This window comes from Pseudomonas fluorescens, from assembly GCF_902497745.1.
Taxonomy (GTDB): domain Bacteria; phylum Pseudomonadota; class Gammaproteobacteria; order Pseudomonadales; family Pseudomonadaceae; genus Aquipseudomonas; species Aquipseudomonas fluorescens_BM.
On the sequence record NZ_CABVHJ010000021.1, the window covers coordinates 80,463 to 98,513 of the forward strand.

Sequence of the window (18,051 nt, forward strand, 5' to 3'; positions counted from 1 at the left end):
CGTCTTGCTGATTCTTCCTACTTGTGGCCGATGGCCCTGGAGTTTTTCATGGTTGATCGTTCATCACCCGATTCTGCACCGCCCGGCGGCCCACAGCGCCCGCCACTGAGTGCGGCGAGCCTGGTTCTGCGTCTGGGCGGCATTGCTGTGGTAGTCGCCGCGGTGGCCGGGGCGTTTGCCTACGTTCACGGTAACTTTGACCCACAACGCCTGACGCCAAAAGCGCTGGTCGATGTGCTGGAGAAGAACAACGGCGTACACCCCGGTTTTCGCCGTAACCACGCCAAGGGCGTGTGCGTGATCGGGCATTTCGAGAGCAGTGGTGAGGCTCGGGTGTTTTCGACCGCGCAGGTGTTCAACGAGCCGCAGACTCCGGTGGTCGGGCGTTTCGCGCTGCCGGCGGGCAATCCGTATGCACCGGACAGCAGCGTGCCGATTCGCAGTCTGGCGTTGCGTTTCACCCAGGCCAACGGGCAGCAATGGCGCACCGGGATGAACAGCATGCCAGTGTTTCCGGTCGGTACGCCTGAGGCGTTTTATCAATTGCAGCAGGCACAGTCGCCGGATCCAGCCACGGGTAAACCTGATCCGAGCAAGGTCCCGGCATTCTTTGCCTCGCACCCGGAAGCCGTGCCGTTTCTGACCTGGGTGAAAACCGCCAAACCCTCGGCCAGTTACGCCACCGAAACCTACAACAGCGTCAACGCGTTTTATCTGGTCGACGCCAGTGGCAAAAAGCAGGCCGTGCGCTGGAGCATGACGCCGTTGGCGCGCGATGCTGCGGGCGCCACCGCGCCTGAGGGTGGCGATTTTCTTGAGAAGGATCTGGTGCAACGTTTGGCCTCAGCGCCGCTGCGCTTTCAGTTGAACATCACCCTGGCCAATCCTGAGGATCCGGTGAATGACGCCAGCAAGACTTGGCCTGAGGGGCGCAAAGTATTGAACGCTGGCACGCTGGTGCTGGAAAAAACCCAGCCACAACTGAGTGGCGAATGCCGTGATATCAACTACGACCCGCTGGTGCTACCGGCCGGGATTCAAGGTTCCGACGACCCGTTGCTCGCGGCCCGTTCCGCCGGTTACGCCGATTCCTATCTGCGTCGCACCAGCGAAGTCAGCCAGTTGCCCGCCGCCAAACAGGAGGCTCGTCCATGAGAACTCAACCGACGCATTTCGCCCTGTTGGCGCGACTGCTGCATTGGCTGATGGCGCTGATGATCATTGCCATGCTGTTTATTGGAGCCGGCATGGTCACTTCGGTTTCCGAGCGGCATGAATGGCTGATCCATCTGCACAAACCGCTGGGTATCGCGATTCTGGCACTGGTGATTGTGCGTTTGCTGGTGCGGCTCACCACGCGCCAGCCACCGTTGCCCGCGGATCTGCCAGGCTGGCAAGTGCTGGCGGCGAAGGCTTCACATCTGTTGTTGTACGCGTTGATGCTGGTGTTGCCGTTGCTGGGCTGGGCGATGATCAGCGCTTCGGGTGAGCCGGTCATGCTCAGCACAACGCTGCAGTTGCCGGCGATCGTTCCGGCCGATGCGCAGTTGTTCGCGTTTTTGCGTAAGGCTCACGGGTATCTGGCCTATCTGCTGTTTTTGACGGTGTTGCTGCACTTGGCGGCGGCGCTGTTTCATGGCTGGATCCGCCGCGACGAGGTGCTCAACAGCATGTTGCGCGGTCGCGATCGCGGCTAACCCGTTTGCGTGGCGCATCGTGCCGGTGCGCCGCTTTTCAGGGTCAGCCACCAGTACGCCAGCGCCACGGCGTTGATGCCGGCGCCGAGCAGGCACACGCCGATCCAGCCGGCCCACGCATACATCGCGGTCGAGCCGATTGAGCCGAGCGCGCTGCCGATCGAGTAGAACAGCATGTAACCGGCGGTGAGGCGGCTTTGCGCTTCTGGGCACACACTGTAGATCATGCTCTGGCTGGTGACGTGTACGGCTTGCAGACCCAAATCGAGGGTGATCACCCCCAGCAGTAATGCCCACAACGAGGATTGGGTGAGGGCGATCGGCAACCAGGAGGCGAGCATCAGCAATAGCGAAAGACCACTGACCCATTGGCCGAGGCCGCGATCCGCCAGATGCCCGGCCCGTGCGGCGGCCAGCGCACCCGCTGCGCCGGCCAGTCCGAACAGACCAATTTCACTGTGCGACAGGGACAGCGGCGGCGCGGCCAGTGGCAACACCATCGGCGTCCACAACACCATCGCGCTGGCGAAGGTCAGCAGGGCGAGGAATGCGCGTTGACGCAGCACCGGTTCTTCTTTGAACAGACTGAATACCGAGGCGATCAGTGCGATGTAGCCAGTCGCCGGTTGTGGAGATTCGTGCTTGGGCAGGACGCGAAACAGCAGCAACGCCATCAACAGTGTCAGCCCTGCTGACAGAAAGTAGATTGCACGCCAGCCGGCCAGATCGGCCATGCCGCCGGCGACTGTGCGAGCCAGCAAAATGCCGACGACGATGCCGCTGGTCACCACACCGACCACGCGCCCGCGTTGTGTCGGGATCGCCAGTGTGGCGGCGTAAGCCACCAGCACCTGCGTCACCACGGCGAGCAGCCCCGTCAACGTCATGCCGAGCAGCAGCCAGACACTGCTGGGCGCCAGCGCGATCATCAATAAGGACGCTGCTGACAGCAAGGTTTGAGTGACGATCAATCGGCGTCGATTGAGCAGATCGCCGAGGGGCACCAGCAACACCAGACCGATGCCGTAACCGATTTGCGTCAGGGTGATGACGATGCCGATAGTCGCCGGCGACATTGCAAACGCCTCGGCCATGGCGTCCAGCAATGGCTGGGCGTAATACACGTTACCCACGGCCAGACCACAGGCCACAGAGAACAGCAAAACGGCGCTGCTTTTAAGAGGTTTCATATCCCGCATCCTTTTAGGTTTCAAAATAAAACCTTGATCACAGTATTGATTCAGGTTTTATTTTGCAACCCGCTTGCGCGAAAGCACGAATGGCAGAAAGCAAAAGATCGCAGACAAGCTGCGATCTTTTGAGGGACGGAGGAGGGGATCAGCGCAGGGTATCAACCATGTCAGCAATGGTGGTCAGCACGTCTTTGCCCAGCTGTTTTGAGCGTTTGCCCGACCAGCCGGTTTCCTTGTCGGGATGGTCGTCGTGATCCTTGAACGGCATTTCCAGGGTCAACGACAGGCAGTCGTATTTCTGGCCGACGCTGTTGCACGCCAAAGTCATGTTGGCCTGACCCGGTTCGTCGCGGGTGTAGCCGTACTTGGTCTGGAAGTCTTTGGTGGTGTGTTTCAGGTGATTGCGGAAGTGCTCTTCGAGCTTCTCGATGCGCGGCGTGTAGCCCGGATTGCCTTCGCAACCTGCGGTGAATACGTGAGGAATGGTTTCATCGCCATGGGCGTCCAGGAATAGATCGACGCCATACTTTTCCATTTGCTGCTGGACGAAAAGCACTTCAGGACTGATCTCTTGGCTGGCGTTCTGCCAGGCGCGGTTCAAATCCTGACCCATGGCGTTGGTGCGCAGGTGACCGTGGAACGCGCCGTCCGGATTCATGTTCGGCACCAGGTACAAATCAGCGCTGGCGAGCAGTTTGTTCAGCACGGGATCGTCGTGTCTTTCCAGGCGTTCGATGACGCCTTCCATGAACCACTCGGCCATGTGCTCGCCCGGATGCTGTTGAGCAATGATCCAGATTTTGCGCTGGCCTTCGGCGCCGGTGCCTTTGCGCAGCAACTGAATGTCGCGACCTTCGACGCTTTTACCGGTTGCCAGCAGTTCGGTGCCAGCCTTGCTCAGGGCCTGATCGATCAGCCAGTCGTGACGGCCACGGCTGTAGGGTTCGAAGTAGGCGAACCAGGCGTGGGTCTGGGTGGCTTCGAGGCAGAAACGCAGACAGTCGCCTTCGAAAATGGTCGGCACGCGGAACCAGTTGACATGATCGTAGGACGCTACCGCCTGATAACCCGGCCAGCCCTTGCTGTACGTGGATTGGCTGGCGTTGTTCAGGCGGAACCAGTGTTCCTGGCCGACGTGCAGACCGCTGGCCTTGAAGTGGAACCACTGAAAATGGGCGCTGCGGGTATCCGGGCGAATGGCCAGAACCGGATTGAGCGGATTGCTGATGTCGATGACTTGGATGTTGCCGCTGTCGAAGTTGGCACTGATGTCGAACGAGGATTTGGCCACGGTCATAATCGATTCCTGAATATGATTTTTATGGCCGTTACTTTACACGCAGGCAGGTCTGAAACCGAGGGGAATTGCGGGGTGTAGCGGGGGGCGTCCTCCATGACGCGGATGCAGCTTAGAGAGTGTGCGATTGATTCTCAAGTGCTAATTGTCATTAGTTTGCCCCAATGTGGCCGGGCTCGGCTTGCCAAGCGATATTCTTTTGATATTATCCGCGCCACCGAATTGGCAACACCTAAAGACTTCATTAGCCTGAAGCCACAAGCCCGAAAAACGGGCAAAAAAAAGACCCGGCAAAAAGCCGGGTCAAAAACCGTGATTAGCCTGATGAGGAGATAGTCCAGAAGACCGACCTAAGGTCTCTGGTCCATCGACTGATCTCGCGACCAGCTGCATGCAATAATAATCATTATCATTTGCAAGTCAAATGTTTTTATCTCCGCGATTGGAAAATTCTTTCCTGTCCGTCCGTTGTCCCGTTGTTCAAGCTTCATCGCCATCGAGCGAATGGTCGACCATTGCCCGCGCCATATCCACCATGTGCACCACTGAAAACGCCAGATCGCGACTCGCGCCTTGCAGGTTTTCCGCTGCCTTGAACGCTGTGGCTGCGGCACAGCGCAACAGATCCGAGGCGTGCACCAGGGCTTCTTCGCCGCTCAGATGGCGCCTGACATCGAAAAATCGTTCGTCGACCTCGGGTTCTGAAACAGCTGGTTTCAAGTAATAGTCCAATGCTCGCTGCGCCGCCGCATTGCCCTGAGGCGAAGTGAAGGTGGTGTCCATTTGCAGATCGGGCAAGTCTTTGCTGCTGATATTCATGATGAAGAGGCACTCCTTGGTCGATTGAAAATCCGTGCTTGCAGAATAGTACTCTGCGTAGTTGTGACCAGAATTTAAATACTACAATATGTGTTTTGTCGGCCGAAGGCGTCCACGTAAGGTGCTGCACATGGATAAATGGATTGAGTTGGTCAAGGCCAAGATGAGTGAACTCAAAATCACTCAAACAGAGCTCGGAGAGCGCGTCGGCATGTCCCAGGGCGGGATCGGCCATTGGCTGAACAAGCGTCGCGAACCCGGCATCACGCAAATGAATCGCGTGCTGCAAGCGCTGGGCATGGATTTTCTGGAAGTGGTGCTGGTGATCCGGGAACCGCAAATAACACCTGACGACGACATGCCGCTGGCGCAGAAGTACAACCCGTATTTCCGTTACCCGGTCAGTGATTGGCAGACGACCTGCGAGGTACGCGAGAGCGACGCTACTTCCTACGCCAGGCCGTCAGGCAAACAGCGCTTCGAACTGACGGATTATCACGCGCGTGGGCCGGCGTTCTGGTTGACGGTGACGGGGGATTCGATGACCGCGCCCAGTGGCCAGAGCATCGCCGAAGGCATGCTGATTCTGGTCGATCCGGCAGCGGAGGCGGTGCCCGGCAAACTGGTAATCGCCCAATGGCCCGACAGCCCTGAAGCGATTTTTCGCAAGCTTGACGAAGAGGGCGGCCAGCGTTACCTGGTACCGCTCAATCCGACGTGGCCGAAAGCCCTGCTGACCGATGAGTGTCGAATCATCGGTGTTGTGGTTCAGGCAACGGCGCGTTACTAGTCAGATCGATCCTCGCCAGGCGTAGGATCGATCTTCACATTCACACTTCTTCCAGTTCAACCAAAGCGCTGCCTTCGCCGACCATTTCGCCTTCCTGGCAATACAGCGCTTTGATCACCCCGGCATGCGGCGCACGGATGCTGTGCTCCATCTTCATCGCTTCCAGCACCACCAGTTGCGCACCGGCCTCGACCGATTGCCCGGCCTCGACCAGTACGCGGACAATGCTGCCGTTCATGGGCGCGGTCAGACCGCCCTGATGGCTGTGGCTGGCTTCGACGGCACTGATCGGGTCGTACGTCTCGATGCGCCGCAACTCGCCTTCCCATTGCAGATAGAGCGCATCGCCCTGGCGAATCGCGCGCAACGTACGACGGACGCCGTCGCGCTCGACGATGAGTGTTTCACCGGACAGTCTGGCGTGATCAGCGGCGTTCAGCGTCAAGGCGCGATGCTGGCCCTCGCAACTCAAATGCAGGGTGATTTCCGCTGGCAAACCCGCGCGCAAACCACTACTGAACGACCACGGCGAAGCAGGGTCATCGTTGCGCGATAGCTGTGGCAAGCTTTGCGCCACCGCTTGAGCCGCCGCGCTCCAGAATGCATCGCTCAACGTGCCCGGAGCTGGCAGCAATTGCTCCTGATAACGCGGAATGAACCCGGTATCCAGTTCCGCCGCCGCAAACGCCGGATGGGCGATGATCCGCCGCAAAAAGTTGATGTTGGTCTTCAATCCGCCAATCGCGAATTCGTCGAGCATGCCCAACAGACGCAGGCGCGCCTGTTCACGATCCTCGCCCCAGGCAATCAACTTGCCGAGCATCGGGTCGTAGAACGGTGAAATTTCATCACCTTCTTCGACCCCGCTATCCACCCGGCGCCCTGGCCCTTCGGCCGATTCGCGATACAACGCTAAACGCCCGGTCGCCGGCAGGAAGTCATTCGCAGGATCCTCGGCATACAAGCGCACTTCAATCGCATGACCGTTCAACGGCACTTGCGCTTGAGTGATCGGCAGCGCTTCACCACGGGCAACGCGGATCTGCCACGCGACAAGGTCCAGACCGGTGATGGCCTCGGTCACTGGATGCTCCACTTGCAGGCGCGTATTCATCTCCATAAAGAAGAACTCACCGCGCGCATCCAGCAAAAATTCCACCGTACCGGCGCCGACATAGCCGATTGCTTGCGCCGAACGCACAGCCGCTTCGCCCATCGCCCGACGCAGTTCCGGGGACAGGCCCGGTGCCGGTGCTTCTTCGACGACTTTCTGATGGCGTCGTTGAATCGAGCAGTCACGCTCGTTGAGGTACAGGCAGTTGCCATGCTGATCGGCGAATACCTGGATTTCCACGTGACGCGGCTTGAGCAGGTATTTTTCCACCAGCATCCGCGAATCGCCAAACGATGACTGCGCTTCACGCTGTGCCGAGGCGAGGGCTTCGGCCAACTGGCTGACGTCCTCGACTACTTTCATGCCTTTGCCGCCACCGCCGGCCGTAGCCTTGAGCAGCACCGGATAACCGATACGCTCGCAAGCATCGCGGAAGGTCTCGAGATCCTGCGCTTCACCGTGATAACCCGGCACCAGTGGCACGCCGGCGGTTTCCATCAGCGCTTTGGCGGCGGATTTGCTGCCCATGGCATCGATGGCCGAAGCGGGCGGGCCGAGGAAAATCAAACCGGCCGCTTCGATAGCGCGGGCGAAACCGGCGTTTTCCGAGAGAAACCCGTAACCCGGATGAATCGCCTGCGCGCCGCTGGCCTTGGCCGCCGCGATCAGTTTGTCGATTTGCAAGTAACTGTCGGCGGCTTTGCTGCCACCGAGATCGACGCGTATGTCCGCTTCACGGCTGTGTCGCGCTTCGCGGTCGGTGGCGCTGTGCACGGCGACCGTGGTCAGGCCCAAGGCTTTAGCGGTGCGCATTACGCGGCAGGCAATTTCGCCACGGTTGGCCACCAGCAGGGTGGTGAGAACAGGTGCGCTCATCAACGCGACTCCTTGGTGGTGGTTGCGGCTTGCCAGCTCGGCGGGCGTTTTTGCAGAAAAGCGCGCAGACCTTCCTGGCCTTCCGGGCTGACCCGGATGCGGGCGATGGCGTTCTCGGTGTAGCGGCGCAACGCCGGGGTCAGCGCGCCGTTGCCGACTTCACGCAACAAGTCTTTGCTGGCGCGCATCGCGGCGGGGCTGTTGAGCAGAAGGTTGTTGATCCACTGTTCGACGTGCTGATCCAGTTCAGCGGCCGGATAGCTGTCGGACAACAAACCGATTTCCCGCGCCCGCTGACCGCCAAAACGTTCAGCGGTCAGTGCATAACGCCGCGCTGCACGTTCGCCAATCGCCTGCACTACGAACGGACTGATCACCGCTGGCGCCAGACCAATGCGCACTTCCGACAGGCAGAATTGCGCATCATCGGCGCCAATCGCCATGTCGCAGCAACTGATCAACCCCAGCGCGCCACCGAACGCCGCGCCTTGGACCACGGCCACTGTGGGAATTTTCAGCTTGGCGAGGTTGTACATCAGCTCCGCGAGTTCGCGGGCGTCGTCGAGATTGGTGTGGTAATCGAGCTCGGCCGATTGCTGCATCCACGCCAGATCGGCGCCGGCGCTGAAATGTTTGCCGCGTCCGCGCACCAGCAGAAAGCGCAGGTTGGCATCACTGGCAACCTTGTCGAGAGCAAGGATCAACTCGCGGATCATTTCGGCGTTGAACGCGTTGTTCTTTTCCGGGCGGTTAAGCCACAGCGTCGCGAAACCCCGTGGGTCGGTTTGCAGTTCGAGGGTATTGAAGTCGCTCATGAGATTCTCCCGATCACATCCGGAACACGCCGAAGCGGCTCGGTTCGATTGGCGCGTTCAACGACGCGGACAAGGCCAGGGCCAGTACATCGCGGGTCTGCGCCGGGTCGATGACGCCGTCGTCCCACAGCCGTGCGCTGGAATAGTAGGGATGACCCTGTTCTTCGTACTGGTCGAGGATCGGTTGCTTGATCTCGGCTTCCTGCTCGGCACTGAACGCCTGACCGCTGCGTTCAGCCTGTTCGCGTTTGACTTGCACCAACACGCCCGCTGCCTGTTCGGCACCCATCACGCCGATCCGCGCGTTCGGCCACATCCACAGGAATCGTGGATCATAGGCGCGCCCGCACATGCCGTAGTTGCCGGCGCCAAAGCTGCCGCCGATGATCACGGTGAATTTCGGCACTTTCGCGCAAGCAACGGCGGTTACCAGTTTTGCGCCGTGCTTGGCGATGCCGCCGGCCTCGTATTTCTGGCCGACCATGAAGCCAGTGATGTTTTGCAGGAACAACAGCGGTATGCCGCGCTGGCAGGCCAGTTCGATGAAGTGCGCGCCTTTCTGCGCGGCTTCGGCGAAGAGGATGCCGTTGTTGGCCAGAATCGCGATCGGGTAACCGTGCAGATGCGCAAAGCCACAGACCAGCGTGGTGCCGAACAAAGCCTTGAACTCATCGAACACCGAACCGTCGACCAGTCGCGCAATCACTTCGCGCACGTCGAACGGCTGCTTGGCATCGGCGGAGACAACGCCATACAACTCATCGCTGGCGTACAGCGGCGCAATCGGTGCGCGCTGTTGCACTTCGCCGAGCTTGCGCCAGTTGAGGTTGGCAACGCTGCGGCGGGCGAGAGCGAGGGCATGTTCGTCGCTCTCGGCGTAGTGGTCGGCGACCCCGGAAATCTTGCAGTGCACATCGGCGCCGCCCAGATCCTCGGCGCTGACCACTTCTCCGGTCGCGGCTTTTACCAGTGGCGGGCCGGCGAGGAAAATCGTCGCCTGATTGCGCACCATGATTGCTTCGTCGGCCATCGCCGGCACATACGCGCCACCAGCGGTGCAGGAGCCCATGACTACGGCGATCTGCGGAATGCCCATCGCGCTCATGTTGGCCTGGTTGAAGAAGATCCGCCCGAAGTGTTCGCGATCCGGGAACACTTCGTCCTGACGCGGCAGGTTGGCGCCGCCGGAATCCACCAGATAGATGCACGGCAGGCGATTCTGTTGAGCGATGGTCTGTGCGCGCAGGTGTTTTTTCACGGTCAGTGGATAGTACGAGCCGCCCTTAACCGTCGCATCGTTGGCGACGATCATGCACTCGACGCCTTCGACCCGACCGATCCCGGCGATCACACCAGCGGCGGGTACGTCTTCGCCGTAAACCGCGTGGGCGGCCAATTGGCTGATTTCCAGAAACGGCGAACCCGGATCAAGCAAGCGGTTGATGCGCTCACGCGGCAGCAATTTGCCGCGCGAGGTGTGGCGCTCCTGAGCTTTCGCGCCGCCGCCCTGCGCCACTTGGGCGAGCAGGGTGTGCAGCGCGTCGACCTGTTTGAGCATCGCCGCGCTGTTGGCGGCGAATTCCGCCGAACGAGGATTGAGCTGAGTGTGCAGGGTAGCCATGGCCAGCTCCGTTTAGCGGGTTTCGTTGAACAGTTCGCGACCGATCAGCATGCGACGGATCTCACTGGTGCCGGCGCCGATTTCGTACAGCTTGGCGTCGCGCAGCAGACGACCCGCCGGGAATTCGTTGATGTATCCGTTACCGCCGAGAATCTGGATCGCGTCGAGGGCCATTTGTGTGGCGCGTTCGGCGGTGTAGAGGATCACGCCGGCGGCGTCTTTGCGGGTGGTTTCGCCGCGCTCGCAGGCTTGGGCGACTGCATAGAGGTAGGCGCGGCTGGCGTTTAGTTGGGTGTACATGTCGGCGACTTTGCCCTGGATCAGCTGGAATTCACCGATGCTTTGGCCGAACTGTTTGCGGTCATGGATGTACGGCACGATCAGGTCCATGCACGACTGCATGATCCCGGTCGGGCCACCGGAGAGAACCACGCGCTCGTAATCGAGGCCGCTCATCAGCACCTTTACGCCGCCGTTGAGTACACCGAGGATATTTTCTTCCGGTACTTCGACGTCATCAAAGAACAGTTCGCAGGTGTTGGAGCCGCGCATGCCGAGCTTGTCGAATTTGTTGCTGCGGCTGAAGCCTTTCCAGTCGCGCTCGACGATGAACGCGGTGATGCCGTGCGGGCCTTTTTCCAGATCGGTCTTGGCGTAGATCACGTAGGTATTGGCGTCTGGGCCGTTGGTGATCCAGGTTTTGCTGCCGTTGAGGACGAAACGGTCGCCGCGTTTGTCGGCGCGCAGTTTCATCGAGACCACGTCGGAACCGGCGTTTGGCTCGCTCATCGCCAGCGCCCCGACGTGTTCGCCGCTGATCAGTTTCGGCAGGTACTTGGATTTCTGTTCGTGATTGCCGTTGCGGTTGATCTGGTTGACGCAGAGGTTGGAATGCGCGCCGTAGGACAACGCCACCGAGGCTGAGCCGCGACTGATTTCTTCCATCGCCACAACGTGCGCCAGGTAACCCAGACCAGCGCCGCCGTACTCTTCGGGTACGGTAATACCGAGCAGGCCCATGTCACCGAACTTGCGCCACATGTCGGCGGGGAACAGGTTGTCGCTGTCGATCTGCGCCGCGCGCGGGGCGATTTCCTTGGCGACGAAGGACTGAACCTGATCGCGCAGCATGTCGATGGTTTCACCGAGGGCGAAGTTCAGGGATGGATAGCTCATGGGTCACCTTTTGGCTTTTTTGTAGGGTGGGGAGGGCGGTCACTCGGCTCTCACCTTTACGTTAACGTAAGCCTGCTATGGATGGCTGTCAATCACCCTTTACGTTAACGTCAACTTGAGCGAGAGTAGGGGCAGTTCAAGATTGAAACGGAGCGAAACTTGTGGGAGCGAGCTTGCTCGCGAAAGCGTCAGATCAGTCAACACGGATGTTGAATCTGCTGGCCTCTTCGCGAGCAAGCTCGCTCCCACAGGGAATGAATCCGGCAAAACCCACTAATAAAGACAATAGGGGTCGTCATGGATCAATCCAGTGCAAACCCGCAGCGCAGCTACACCCGTGGCTCTCAGGACAAAGCCTTGCTGGCGATGACCATCGGGCAGAAGTTCGATCAGACTGTTGCGCAATACCCGGACGGTGAAGCGCTGGTGGTGCGCCATCAGCAGTTGCGCTACTCATGGCGGCAACTGGCCGATGCGGTGGATCTGCACGCCAGAGCGCTGCTGGCTTTGGGTTTGCAGAGCGGCGATCGGCTCGGTATCTGGGCGCCGAACTGCGCGCAGTGGTGCATCAGCCAATTCGCTACGGCGAAAATCGGCGTGATCCTGGTCAACATCAACCCGGCCTATCGCAGTTCCGAACTCGAATACGTGCTCAAGCAATCCGGCTGCCAATGGCTGGTCTGCGCCGGGGCATTCAAGTCCTCCAACTACCACGGCATGTTGCAGGGCCTGGTGCCGGAACTGGCCGAGCAGTCCATTGGCCAATTGCGCAGTGAGCGTTTGCCGCAGTTGCGCGGGGTGATCAGCCTCGACCCGCAGCCACCGTCAGGTTTCCTGCCGTGGTCGCAATTGTCCGGCATGGCGGCCAATGTTACCCCGCAACAACTCAGCGAACGCAGCAACAGCCTGCACTTCGATCAACCGGTCAACATTCAGTACACCTCCGGCACCACCGGTTTCCCCAAGGGCGCGACCCTCAGCCACTACAACATCCTCAATAACGGTTACATGGTCGGCGAAAGCATCGGCCTGACCCCGCATGATCGTTTGGTGATCCCGGTGCCGCTCTACCACTGCTTCGGCATGGTCATGGGCAACCTCGGCTGCATCACCCACGGCAGCACGATGATTTACCCCAACGACGCTTTCGATCCATTGCTGACCCTGCAAACCGTCGCCGAAGAAAAAGCCACCGGTCTCTACGGCGTACCGACCATGTTCATCGCCATGCTCGACCAGCCGCAACGCGGCGAATTCGATCTGTCGAGCCTGCGCACCGGCATCATGGCCGGCGCGACGTGCCCGATCGAAGTGATGCGCCGGGTCATCAGCGAGATGCACATGAGCGAAGTGCAGATTGCGTATGGCATGACCGAAACCAGCCCGGTGTCGCTGCAAACGGGGCCGAACGATGAGCTGGAATTGCGCGTGACCACCGTTGGCCGTACGCAGCCGCAACTGGAAAGCAAGATCATCGACGAGGCCGGCAACCTCGTGCCGCGCGGCGCCATCGGCGAACTCTGCACCCGGGGTTACAGCGTGATGCTCGGCTACTGGAACAATCCGCAGGCCACCGCCGAAGCCATCGATGAGGCGGGCTGGATGCACACCGGCGACCTGGCGAGCATGAACGAGGAGGGTTACGTCAACATCGCCGGGCGTAACAAGGACATGATCATTCGCGGTGGCGAGAACGTTTATCCGCGTGAGCTGGAAGAGTTTTTCTTCACCCATCCGGCGGTGGCGGATGTGCAGGTGATCGGCATTCCGTGCTCGCGTTACGGCGAAGAGATTGTCGCCTGGATCAAATTCCACCCCGGCCACAGTGCTTCCGAACTGGAACTGCAAACGTGGTGCAAGGAGCGCATCGCGCACTTCAAGACGCCACGGCACTTCAAGTTCGTTGAAGAGTTTCCGATGACGGTGACGGGCAAGATTCAGAAATTTCGCATGCGGGAAATGAGCATCGAAGAGCTACGCGAAAAGCACGCCTGACGAGGATTCAATGTGGGAGCGAGCCTGCTCGCGAATGCAGTGTGTCATTCAGGGCAGATGTGTCTGATACAACGCTTTCGCGAGCAGGCTCGCTCCCACAGGGGATACGCAGTGAAAACACAAATCACAGAAAGCACAAAGGGGAGCCGAGGCTCCCCTTTAATTTTGTCGTCGCGTGCTCTTTTTTATTATTTGAGGGTCGGTCTGTTGTTGTTTTTGGCAACCGTGGCCCTTTACCGCTGTTTTTGGCGACCCCCATCCGGGGTCAAGAGCAAACGTATTTTTTTGAGCGCTGATCTACTTTCTCGCTAAGCGATCCAACCGATTCGGGAGCTACCTGAAGGTAGTTTTATTGTTCTCTGCCCGGTTGCGGGTCACTCCTGAGAGCACCCTGAAAAGCACACCTTCTCCAAAAAAATCTGTTAGCTGCGTCTCTGCCGTGTTGTTTTTGTTATGTCAGAGTCGGTACGTCTTGTTTTTATTGGTTTGCTGCTTTTTATTCTTGTTATGCCATAGAGATAGCAGAAGCCATGCCAACTTTTAAAATCCTTTATAAATCAATAGCTTGAAAATTAAGGCGTTTTTTCAGTCCGGCGAAACCAGACAATTTGTTTCCGTGTTACTCGCTTGAACCCCACATTCCCGACACAGCGGTAACACCTTCCCCCCTCACTGAGCGCTACGAGCCTTGGCCACGCGCGAACCGCTTGGGCGGCCGAGCACCGCGCTGATCTGCTGACCCGCGGCAATCAAGGCGTCCAGGTCGATTCCGGTCTTGATACCCAAGCCATTGAGCAGGTACACCACATCTTCGGTAGCAACGTTACCGCTCGCGCCTTTGGCGTACGGGCAGCCGCCGAGGCCCGCGATAGAGCTGTCGAACACTGAAATGCCTTCAAGCAGACTGGCATAGATATTGGCCATGGCCTGACCGTAGGTGTCGTGGAAATGCCCGGCGAGCTTGTCCCGTGGCACTTGCGCCGACACCACCTCAAACAAGCGGCGAGTTGCGCCAGCGGTGCCGGTGCCTATGGTGTCGCCCAGCGAAACCTCATAGCAGCCCATCGCATACAACTCGCGCGCGACCATCGCCACTTGTTCCGGCGCGACCGTGCCTTCGTACGGGCAACCGAGCACACAGGACACGTAACCGCGCACGGTAACGCCGTGCTGCTGCGCGGCCTCCATGATCGGCGCAAACCGCGCCAGGCTTTCGCTGATCGAGCAGTTGATGTTGCGCTGCGAGAACGCTTCGGAGGCGGCAGCGAACACCGCGACTTCCTTGACCCCGGCCGCGATGGCGTCTTCAAACCCGCGCAAGTTCGGCGCCAGTGCACCGTAGGTCACGCCGGGTTTGCGCTGGATCTGCGCGAAGACCTCGGCAGAACCGGCCATCTGCGGCACCCATTTCGGTGAGACGAAACTGCCGACTTCTATATAGCCGAGGCCAGCGGCGCTCAAAGCATCGACCAGTTGCACCTTGTCAGCGACGCTGATCGGTTGGGCTTCGTTCTGCAGGCCATCGCGCGGGCCGACTTCGATCAGGCGTACTTGGGAGGGGAGGGACATGGCGGTTGACCTGTTGTAGTTATCTGAAGTCTGCGGATATCCCCCTGTGGGAGCGAGCCTGCTCGCGAATGCGCCGGGTCAATCAGCATAGATGTCGAATGACAAATTGCATTCGCGAGCAGGCTCGCTCCCACAGGGAACAGTGTTTGATCCGTTAGATGGCCTGCTGGCTCTTGAGCGTCTGCTCCAGCGCCTGCACGCAGCGCTCTTCAGCGGTATCGAGTTCGAGCTTCATCTGTTCGATATCCAGCAACTGCTGTTCCAGTTGCTCGCGGCGTTCGGCAATTTTCGCCAGCATGCTGTTGAGCTGTTTGGTGTTACCGCTGGAGGGGTCGTAGAGCTCGATCAGTTCGCGGCACTCGGCCAGCGAGAAACCGATGCGCTTGCCGCGCAGGATCAGCTTCAGGCTGACCTTGTCGCGGGGAGAGTAGATGCGTTCCTGGCCACGACGCTCAGGACTGAGCAGGCCTTGCTCTTCATAAAAGCGGATCGCCCGGGTGGTGATGTCCAGCTCGCGGGCGAGGTCGGAGATGCTGTAAGTCTGGCTGCTCATGGAAGCGCTCGGAAAAAGGTCTTGGCGCTAAGCTAATGGCAGGTTGACGTTTACGTCAAGCGGGATGATCTGTGGTGTATTTGATGGCCCCTTCGCGAGCAGGCTCGCTCCCACATTCGACCGCGTTTCTCCAGCTGAAATGCGATTCAATGTGGGAGCGAGCCTGCTCGCGAAGAACGATAACGCGGTGTAATTTCTTACACCTTATCCAGCTTCTTCTCCTGCGCCGTCACCTGCTGGCACAACTCGATCATCTGCTCGCGCATCCAGCGGTTCGCCGGGTCCTGGTCAGTGCTTTCATGCCAATACAGATGCGTCTCCACCGGCGGCACATCATTGACCGGCAGATTAAACGCCTGCAGCTCATGGCGACGGGCAAAGCGCTCCGGCACGGTCATGACCATGTCGGTCTGCTGCATCACCTGCGATGCCATCAAATAATGCTGTGAGCGCAGGGCAATCTTGCGCTGAATGCCCATTTTGCCCAGGGCCAGATCAACATAACCCAAACCACTGCGGCGGCTGGAAATGTGGATATGCGTCAGCGACAGATAGTCATCCAGCGACAGCTTTTCCTTGCCCGCCATCGGATGACCCTTGCGCATCGCGCACACGTAACGGTCTTCCATCAGCTTGACGTGGCGCACCTGCGGGTCGGTGTTAAGCGGCGCATCCACGGCAAAATCCAGACGCCCGGCGGCCAGTTCCTTGGTGGTTTCCCGGCGTTTGGACAGAAAACTTTCGATGATCACCGTCGGCGCCAAACGGCGCAAACGCTGGAACAGCGGCGGCAGAATCACCGCTTCGGTGAGGTCGGTCATGCTGATGCGGTAGGTCTTGACCGCTTGTGCCGGGTTGAAAATGCGGCTTTCCTGAACCGACACGCGCAGCAGCGACAGCGCGTTGCGCACCGGGCCGATGATGTTCTGCGCCATCGGCGTCGGCACCATGCCCTGCGCGGTGCGCACGAACAGCGGATCGTTAAAGGTCTCGCGCAACCGCGCCAACGCGTTGGACACCGCTGGCTGGGTAATGCCGACAATCTGCCCGGCGCGGGTCAGATTGGCTTCGGTGTAGATCGCGTCGAAGACGATGAAAAGGTTGAGGTCGACCTTGCTCAGATTCATAACGCGGCTTCTCTTGTTTTTAAGGGCTGGCGATCACTGGATCATATATCGGTGATGAATGTTTATACACGCCGAGAATAGGCTAGGTAAATTATCAGCGCTGTTCTAGCATCGATTGCATGACTTGAACAACCTCTGCCCAAGAAGGTAATTGATCATGGATTTCGCTTATTCGCCCAAGGTGCAAGAACTGCGTGAGCGCGTGACCGCGTTCATGGACACTTACGTTTACCCGGCCGAGGCCGTGTTCGAGCGCCAGGTTGCCGAAGGCGATCGCTGGCAGCCGACCGCGATCATGGAAGAGCTCAAAGCCAAGGCCAAGGCCGAAGGCCTGTGGAATCTGTTTCTGCCGGAATCGGAGCTCGGAGCCGGTCTGACCAACCTCGAATACGCGCCACTGGCAGAAATCATGGGCCGCTCGTTGCTCGGCCCGGAGCCGTTCAACTGCTCGGCGCCGGACACCGGCAACATGGAAGTGCTGGTGCGCTACGCCAACGAAGAGCAGAAACAGCGCTGGCTCGAACCACTGCTGCGCGGTGAAATCCGCTCGGCATTCGCCATGACCGAACCCGACGTTGCTTCGTCTGACGCCACCAACATGGCCGCCCGCGCCGTGCGTGATGGCGACGAGTGGGTGATCAACGGCAAAAAATGGTGGACCTCCGGCGCCTGCGATCCGCGCTGCAAGATCCTCATCTTCATGGGCCTGAGCAATCCCGATGCACCACGCCACGCCCAGCACTCGATGATCCTCGTGCCGGTCGACACCCCCGGGGTGAAAATCGTCCGTCCGCTGCCAGTATTCGGTTACGACGACGCACCACACGGCCACGCCGAAGTACTGTTCGACAACGTACGTGTACCGTACGAAAACGTCCTGCTCGGTGAAGGTCGCGGCTTCGAAATCGCTCAAGGTCGCCTTGGCCCAGGCCGCATTCACCACTGCATGCGCTCGATTGGCATGGCCGAGCGGGCCCTGGAATTGATGTGCAAACGCGCGGTGAGCCGTACCGCATTCGGTAAACCGCTGGCGCGTCTGGGCGGTAACGTCGACAAGATCGCCGACTCGCGGATGGAAATCGACATGGCACGTCTGCTGACGTTGAAAGCGGCGTACATGATGGACACCGTTGGCAACAAAGTGGCGAAAAGCGAAATCGCGCAGATCAAGGTTGTTGCGCCGAACGTCGCACTGCGCGTGATCGACCGGGCGATCCAGATGCATGGCGGGGCAGGGGTATCGAACGATTTCCCGCTGGCTTACATGTACGCCATGCAACGCACGCTGCGCCTGGCCGACGGCCCCGACGAAGTGCACCGCGCGGCGATCGGCAAGTTCGAGATCGGCAAATATGTGCCGAAGGAGATGCTGCGTAGCGGTCATTAAGACTTAAGACCGCGTCGCCCCC

At 59.5% G+C, this 18,051-nt stretch carries 16 protein-coding genes; 6 read left to right on the forward strand and 10 right to left on the reverse strand.

Annotation, left to right across the window (positions count from 1 at the left end; genetic code table 11):
* Positions 1 to 48 precede the first annotated feature (48 nt).
* Complete coding sequence (locus F8N44_RS25830; protein ID WP_150652288.1) at positions 49 to 1,155, forward strand: catalase family peroxidase; 1,107 nt, start codon at positions 49 to 51, stop codon at positions 1,153 to 1,155.
* A complete protein-coding gene (locus F8N44_RS25835) occupies positions 1,152 to 1,697 on the forward strand; it encodes a cytochrome b (RefSeq protein ID WP_150652289.1) in 546 nt (181 codons plus the stop codon). The genes F8N44_RS25830 and F8N44_RS25835 overlap by 4 nt, the downstream gene beginning before the upstream one ends.
* Here the strand turns inward: F8N44_RS25835 and F8N44_RS25840 are convergent.
* Positions 1,694 to 2,887: an MFS transporter gene (locus F8N44_RS25840; RefSeq protein WP_150652290.1), complete on the reverse strand. Its 1,194-nt coding sequence runs from the start codon at positions 2,885 to 2,887 to the stop codon at positions 1,694 to 1,696. The two genes, F8N44_RS25835 and F8N44_RS25840, sit on opposite strands and share 4 nt — an antisense overlap.
* A 148-nt stretch (positions 2,888 to 3,035) precedes the next feature.
* Complete coding sequence (locus F8N44_RS25845; RefSeq protein ID WP_150652291.1) at positions 3,036 to 4,187, reverse strand: M14-type cytosolic carboxypeptidase; 1,152 nt, start codon at positions 4,185 to 4,187, stop codon at positions 3,036 to 3,038.
* A gap of 96 nt (positions 4,188 to 4,283) precedes the next feature.
* Here F8N44_RS25845 and F8N44_RS25850 point away from each other — a divergent pair, with 96 nt between their 5' ends.
* Positions 4,284 to 4,523 (forward strand): hypothetical protein, encoded by a 240-nt coding sequence (locus F8N44_RS25850; protein WP_150652292.1) that lies wholly within the window; start codon positions 4,284 to 4,286, stop codon positions 4,521 to 4,523.
* A gap of 144 nt (positions 4,524 to 4,667) precedes the next feature.
* Here the strand turns inward: F8N44_RS25850 and F8N44_RS25855 are convergent, their stop codons facing one another.
* Complete coding sequence (locus F8N44_RS25855) at positions 4,668 to 5,006, reverse strand: DUF6124 family protein (protein WP_093434137.1); 339 nt, start codon at positions 5,004 to 5,006, stop codon at positions 4,668 to 4,670.
* Between the two features lie 130 nt (positions 5,007 to 5,136).
* Here F8N44_RS25855 and F8N44_RS25860 point away from each other — a divergent pair, with 130 nt between their 5' ends.
* Complete coding sequence (locus tag F8N44_RS25860) at positions 5,137 to 5,796, forward strand: LexA family protein (RefSeq protein WP_150652293.1); 660 nt, start codon at positions 5,137 to 5,139, stop codon at positions 5,794 to 5,796.
* Between the two features lie 40 nt (positions 5,797 to 5,836).
* On the opposite strand, the gene F8N44_RS25865 is transcribed toward F8N44_RS25860, so the two are convergent.
* The 4 genes from F8N44_RS25865 to F8N44_RS25880 are packed head-to-tail and all read right to left on the reverse strand — an operon-like array spanning position 5,837 to position 11,398.
* Positions 5,837 to 7,786 (reverse strand): acetyl/propionyl/methylcrotonyl-CoA carboxylase subunit alpha, encoded by a 1,950-nt coding sequence (locus F8N44_RS25865; protein ID WP_150652294.1) that lies wholly within the window; start codon positions 7,784 to 7,786, stop codon positions 5,837 to 5,839.
* On the reverse strand, positions 7,786 to 8,601 hold the full coding sequence (locus F8N44_RS25870; RefSeq protein WP_150652295.1) for a gamma-carboxygeranoyl-CoA hydratase: 816 nt from the start codon (positions 8,599 to 8,601) through the stop codon (positions 7,786 to 7,788). Before F8N44_RS25870 ends, F8N44_RS25865 begins: the two co-directional genes overlap by 1 nt.
* Before the next feature lie 13 nt (positions 8,602 to 8,614).
* Positions 8,615 to 10,222 (reverse strand): carboxyl transferase domain-containing protein, encoded by a 1,608-nt coding sequence (locus F8N44_RS25875; protein ID WP_016983930.1) that lies wholly within the window; start codon positions 10,220 to 10,222, stop codon positions 8,615 to 8,617.
* 12 nt (positions 10,223 to 10,234) lie between these two features.
* Entirely contained in the window at positions 10,235 to 11,398 is a 1,164-nt protein-coding gene (locus F8N44_RS25880; RefSeq protein ID WP_007917237.1) for an isovaleryl-CoA dehydrogenase, read from the reverse strand.
* Positions 11,399 to 11,695: 297 nt separating this feature from the next.
* Between F8N44_RS25880 and F8N44_RS25885 the strand changes: the two genes are divergently transcribed.
* A complete protein-coding gene (locus tag F8N44_RS25885; protein ID WP_150652296.1) occupies positions 11,696 to 13,393 on the forward strand; it encodes an AMP-binding protein in 1,698 nt (565 codons plus the stop codon).
* A 669-nt stretch (positions 13,394 to 14,062) separates the two neighbouring features.
* Here the strand turns inward: F8N44_RS25885 and F8N44_RS25890 are convergent.
* The 3 genes from F8N44_RS25890 to F8N44_RS25900 all read right to left on the reverse strand — a co-directional run bounded on the left by F8N44_RS25890 (position 14,063) and on the right by F8N44_RS25900 (position 16,642).
* A complete protein-coding gene (locus tag F8N44_RS25890) occupies positions 14,063 to 14,962 on the reverse strand; it encodes a hydroxymethylglutaryl-CoA lyase (RefSeq protein WP_150652297.1) in 900 nt (299 codons plus the stop codon).
* 154 nt (positions 14,963 to 15,116) lie between these two features.
* Complete coding sequence (locus tag F8N44_RS25895; RefSeq protein ID WP_034154720.1) at positions 15,117 to 15,515, reverse strand: MerR family transcriptional regulator; 399 nt, start codon at positions 15,513 to 15,515, stop codon at positions 15,117 to 15,119.
* A gap of 197 nt (positions 15,516 to 15,712) precedes the next feature.
* Positions 15,713 to 16,642 (reverse strand): LysR family transcriptional regulator, encoded by a 930-nt coding sequence (locus tag F8N44_RS25900; RefSeq protein ID WP_016986544.1) that lies wholly within the window; start codon positions 16,640 to 16,642, stop codon positions 15,713 to 15,715.
* Positions 16,643 to 16,799: 157 nt separating this feature from the next.
* On the opposite strand from F8N44_RS25900, the gene F8N44_RS25905 reads away from it, so the two are divergent.
* Positions 16,800 to 18,029, forward strand: a complete 1,230-nt coding sequence (locus F8N44_RS25905) for an acyl-CoA dehydrogenase (protein WP_093434163.1) — start codon at positions 16,800 to 16,802, stop codon at positions 18,027 to 18,029.
* Positions 18,030 to 18,051 lie beyond the last annotated feature (22 nt).

Excerpts from the sequence above, each read along its gene's own strand:
- F8N44_RS25830 (WP_150652288.1), top strand. The coding sequence starts at position 49 with ATGGTTGATCGTTCATCACCCGATTCTGCACCGCCCGGCGGCCCACAG.
- F8N44_RS25835 (WP_150652289.1), top strand. The coding sequence starts at position 1,152 with ATGAGAACTCAACCGACGCATTTCGCCCTGTTGGCGCGACTGCTGCAT.
- F8N44_RS25840 (WP_150652290.1), bottom strand. The coding sequence starts at position 2,887 with ATGAAACCTCTTAAAAGCAGCGCCGTTTTGCTGTTCTCTGTGGCCTGT.
- F8N44_RS25845 (WP_150652291.1), bottom strand. The coding sequence starts at position 4,187 with ATGACCGTGGCCAAATCCTCGTTCGACATCAGTGCCAACTTCGACAGC.
- F8N44_RS25850 (WP_150652292.1), top strand. The coding sequence starts at position 4,284 with ATGACGCGGATGCAGCTTAGAGAGTGTGCGATTGATTCTCAAGTGCTA.
- F8N44_RS25855 (WP_093434137.1), bottom strand. The coding sequence starts at position 5,006 with ATGAATATCAGCAGCAAAGACTTGCCCGATCTGCAAATGGACACCACC.
- F8N44_RS25860 (WP_150652293.1), top strand. The coding sequence starts at position 5,137 with ATGGATAAATGGATTGAGTTGGTCAAGGCCAAGATGAGTGAACTCAAA.
- F8N44_RS25865 (WP_150652294.1), bottom strand. The coding sequence starts at position 7,786 with ATGAGCGCACCTGTTCTCACCACCCTGCTGGTGGCCAACCGTGGCGAA.
- F8N44_RS25870 (WP_150652295.1), bottom strand. The coding sequence starts at position 8,601 with ATGAGCGACTTCAATACCCTCGAACTGCAAACCGACCCACGGGGTTTC.
- F8N44_RS25875 (WP_016983930.1), bottom strand. The coding sequence starts at position 10,222 with ATGGCTACCCTGCACACTCAGCTCAATCCTCGTTCGGCGGAATTCGCC.
- F8N44_RS25880 (WP_007917237.1), bottom strand. The coding sequence starts at position 11,398 with ATGAGCTATCCATCCCTGAACTTCGCCCTCGGTGAAACCATCGACATG.
- F8N44_RS25885 (WP_150652296.1), top strand. The coding sequence starts at position 11,696 with ATGGATCAATCCAGTGCAAACCCGCAGCGCAGCTACACCCGTGGCTCT.
- F8N44_RS25890 (WP_150652297.1), bottom strand. The coding sequence starts at position 14,962 with ATGTCCCTCCCCTCCCAAGTACGCCTGATCGAAGTCGGCCCGCGCGAT.
- F8N44_RS25895 (WP_034154720.1), bottom strand. The coding sequence starts at position 15,515 with ATGAGCAGCCAGACTTACAGCATCTCCGACCTCGCCCGCGAGCTGGAC.
- F8N44_RS25900 (WP_016986544.1), bottom strand. The coding sequence starts at position 16,642 with ATGAATCTGAGCAAGGTCGACCTCAACCTTTTCATCGTCTTCGACGCG.
- F8N44_RS25905 (WP_093434163.1), top strand. The coding sequence starts at position 16,800 with ATGGATTTCGCTTATTCGCCCAAGGTGCAAGAACTGCGTGAGCGCGTG.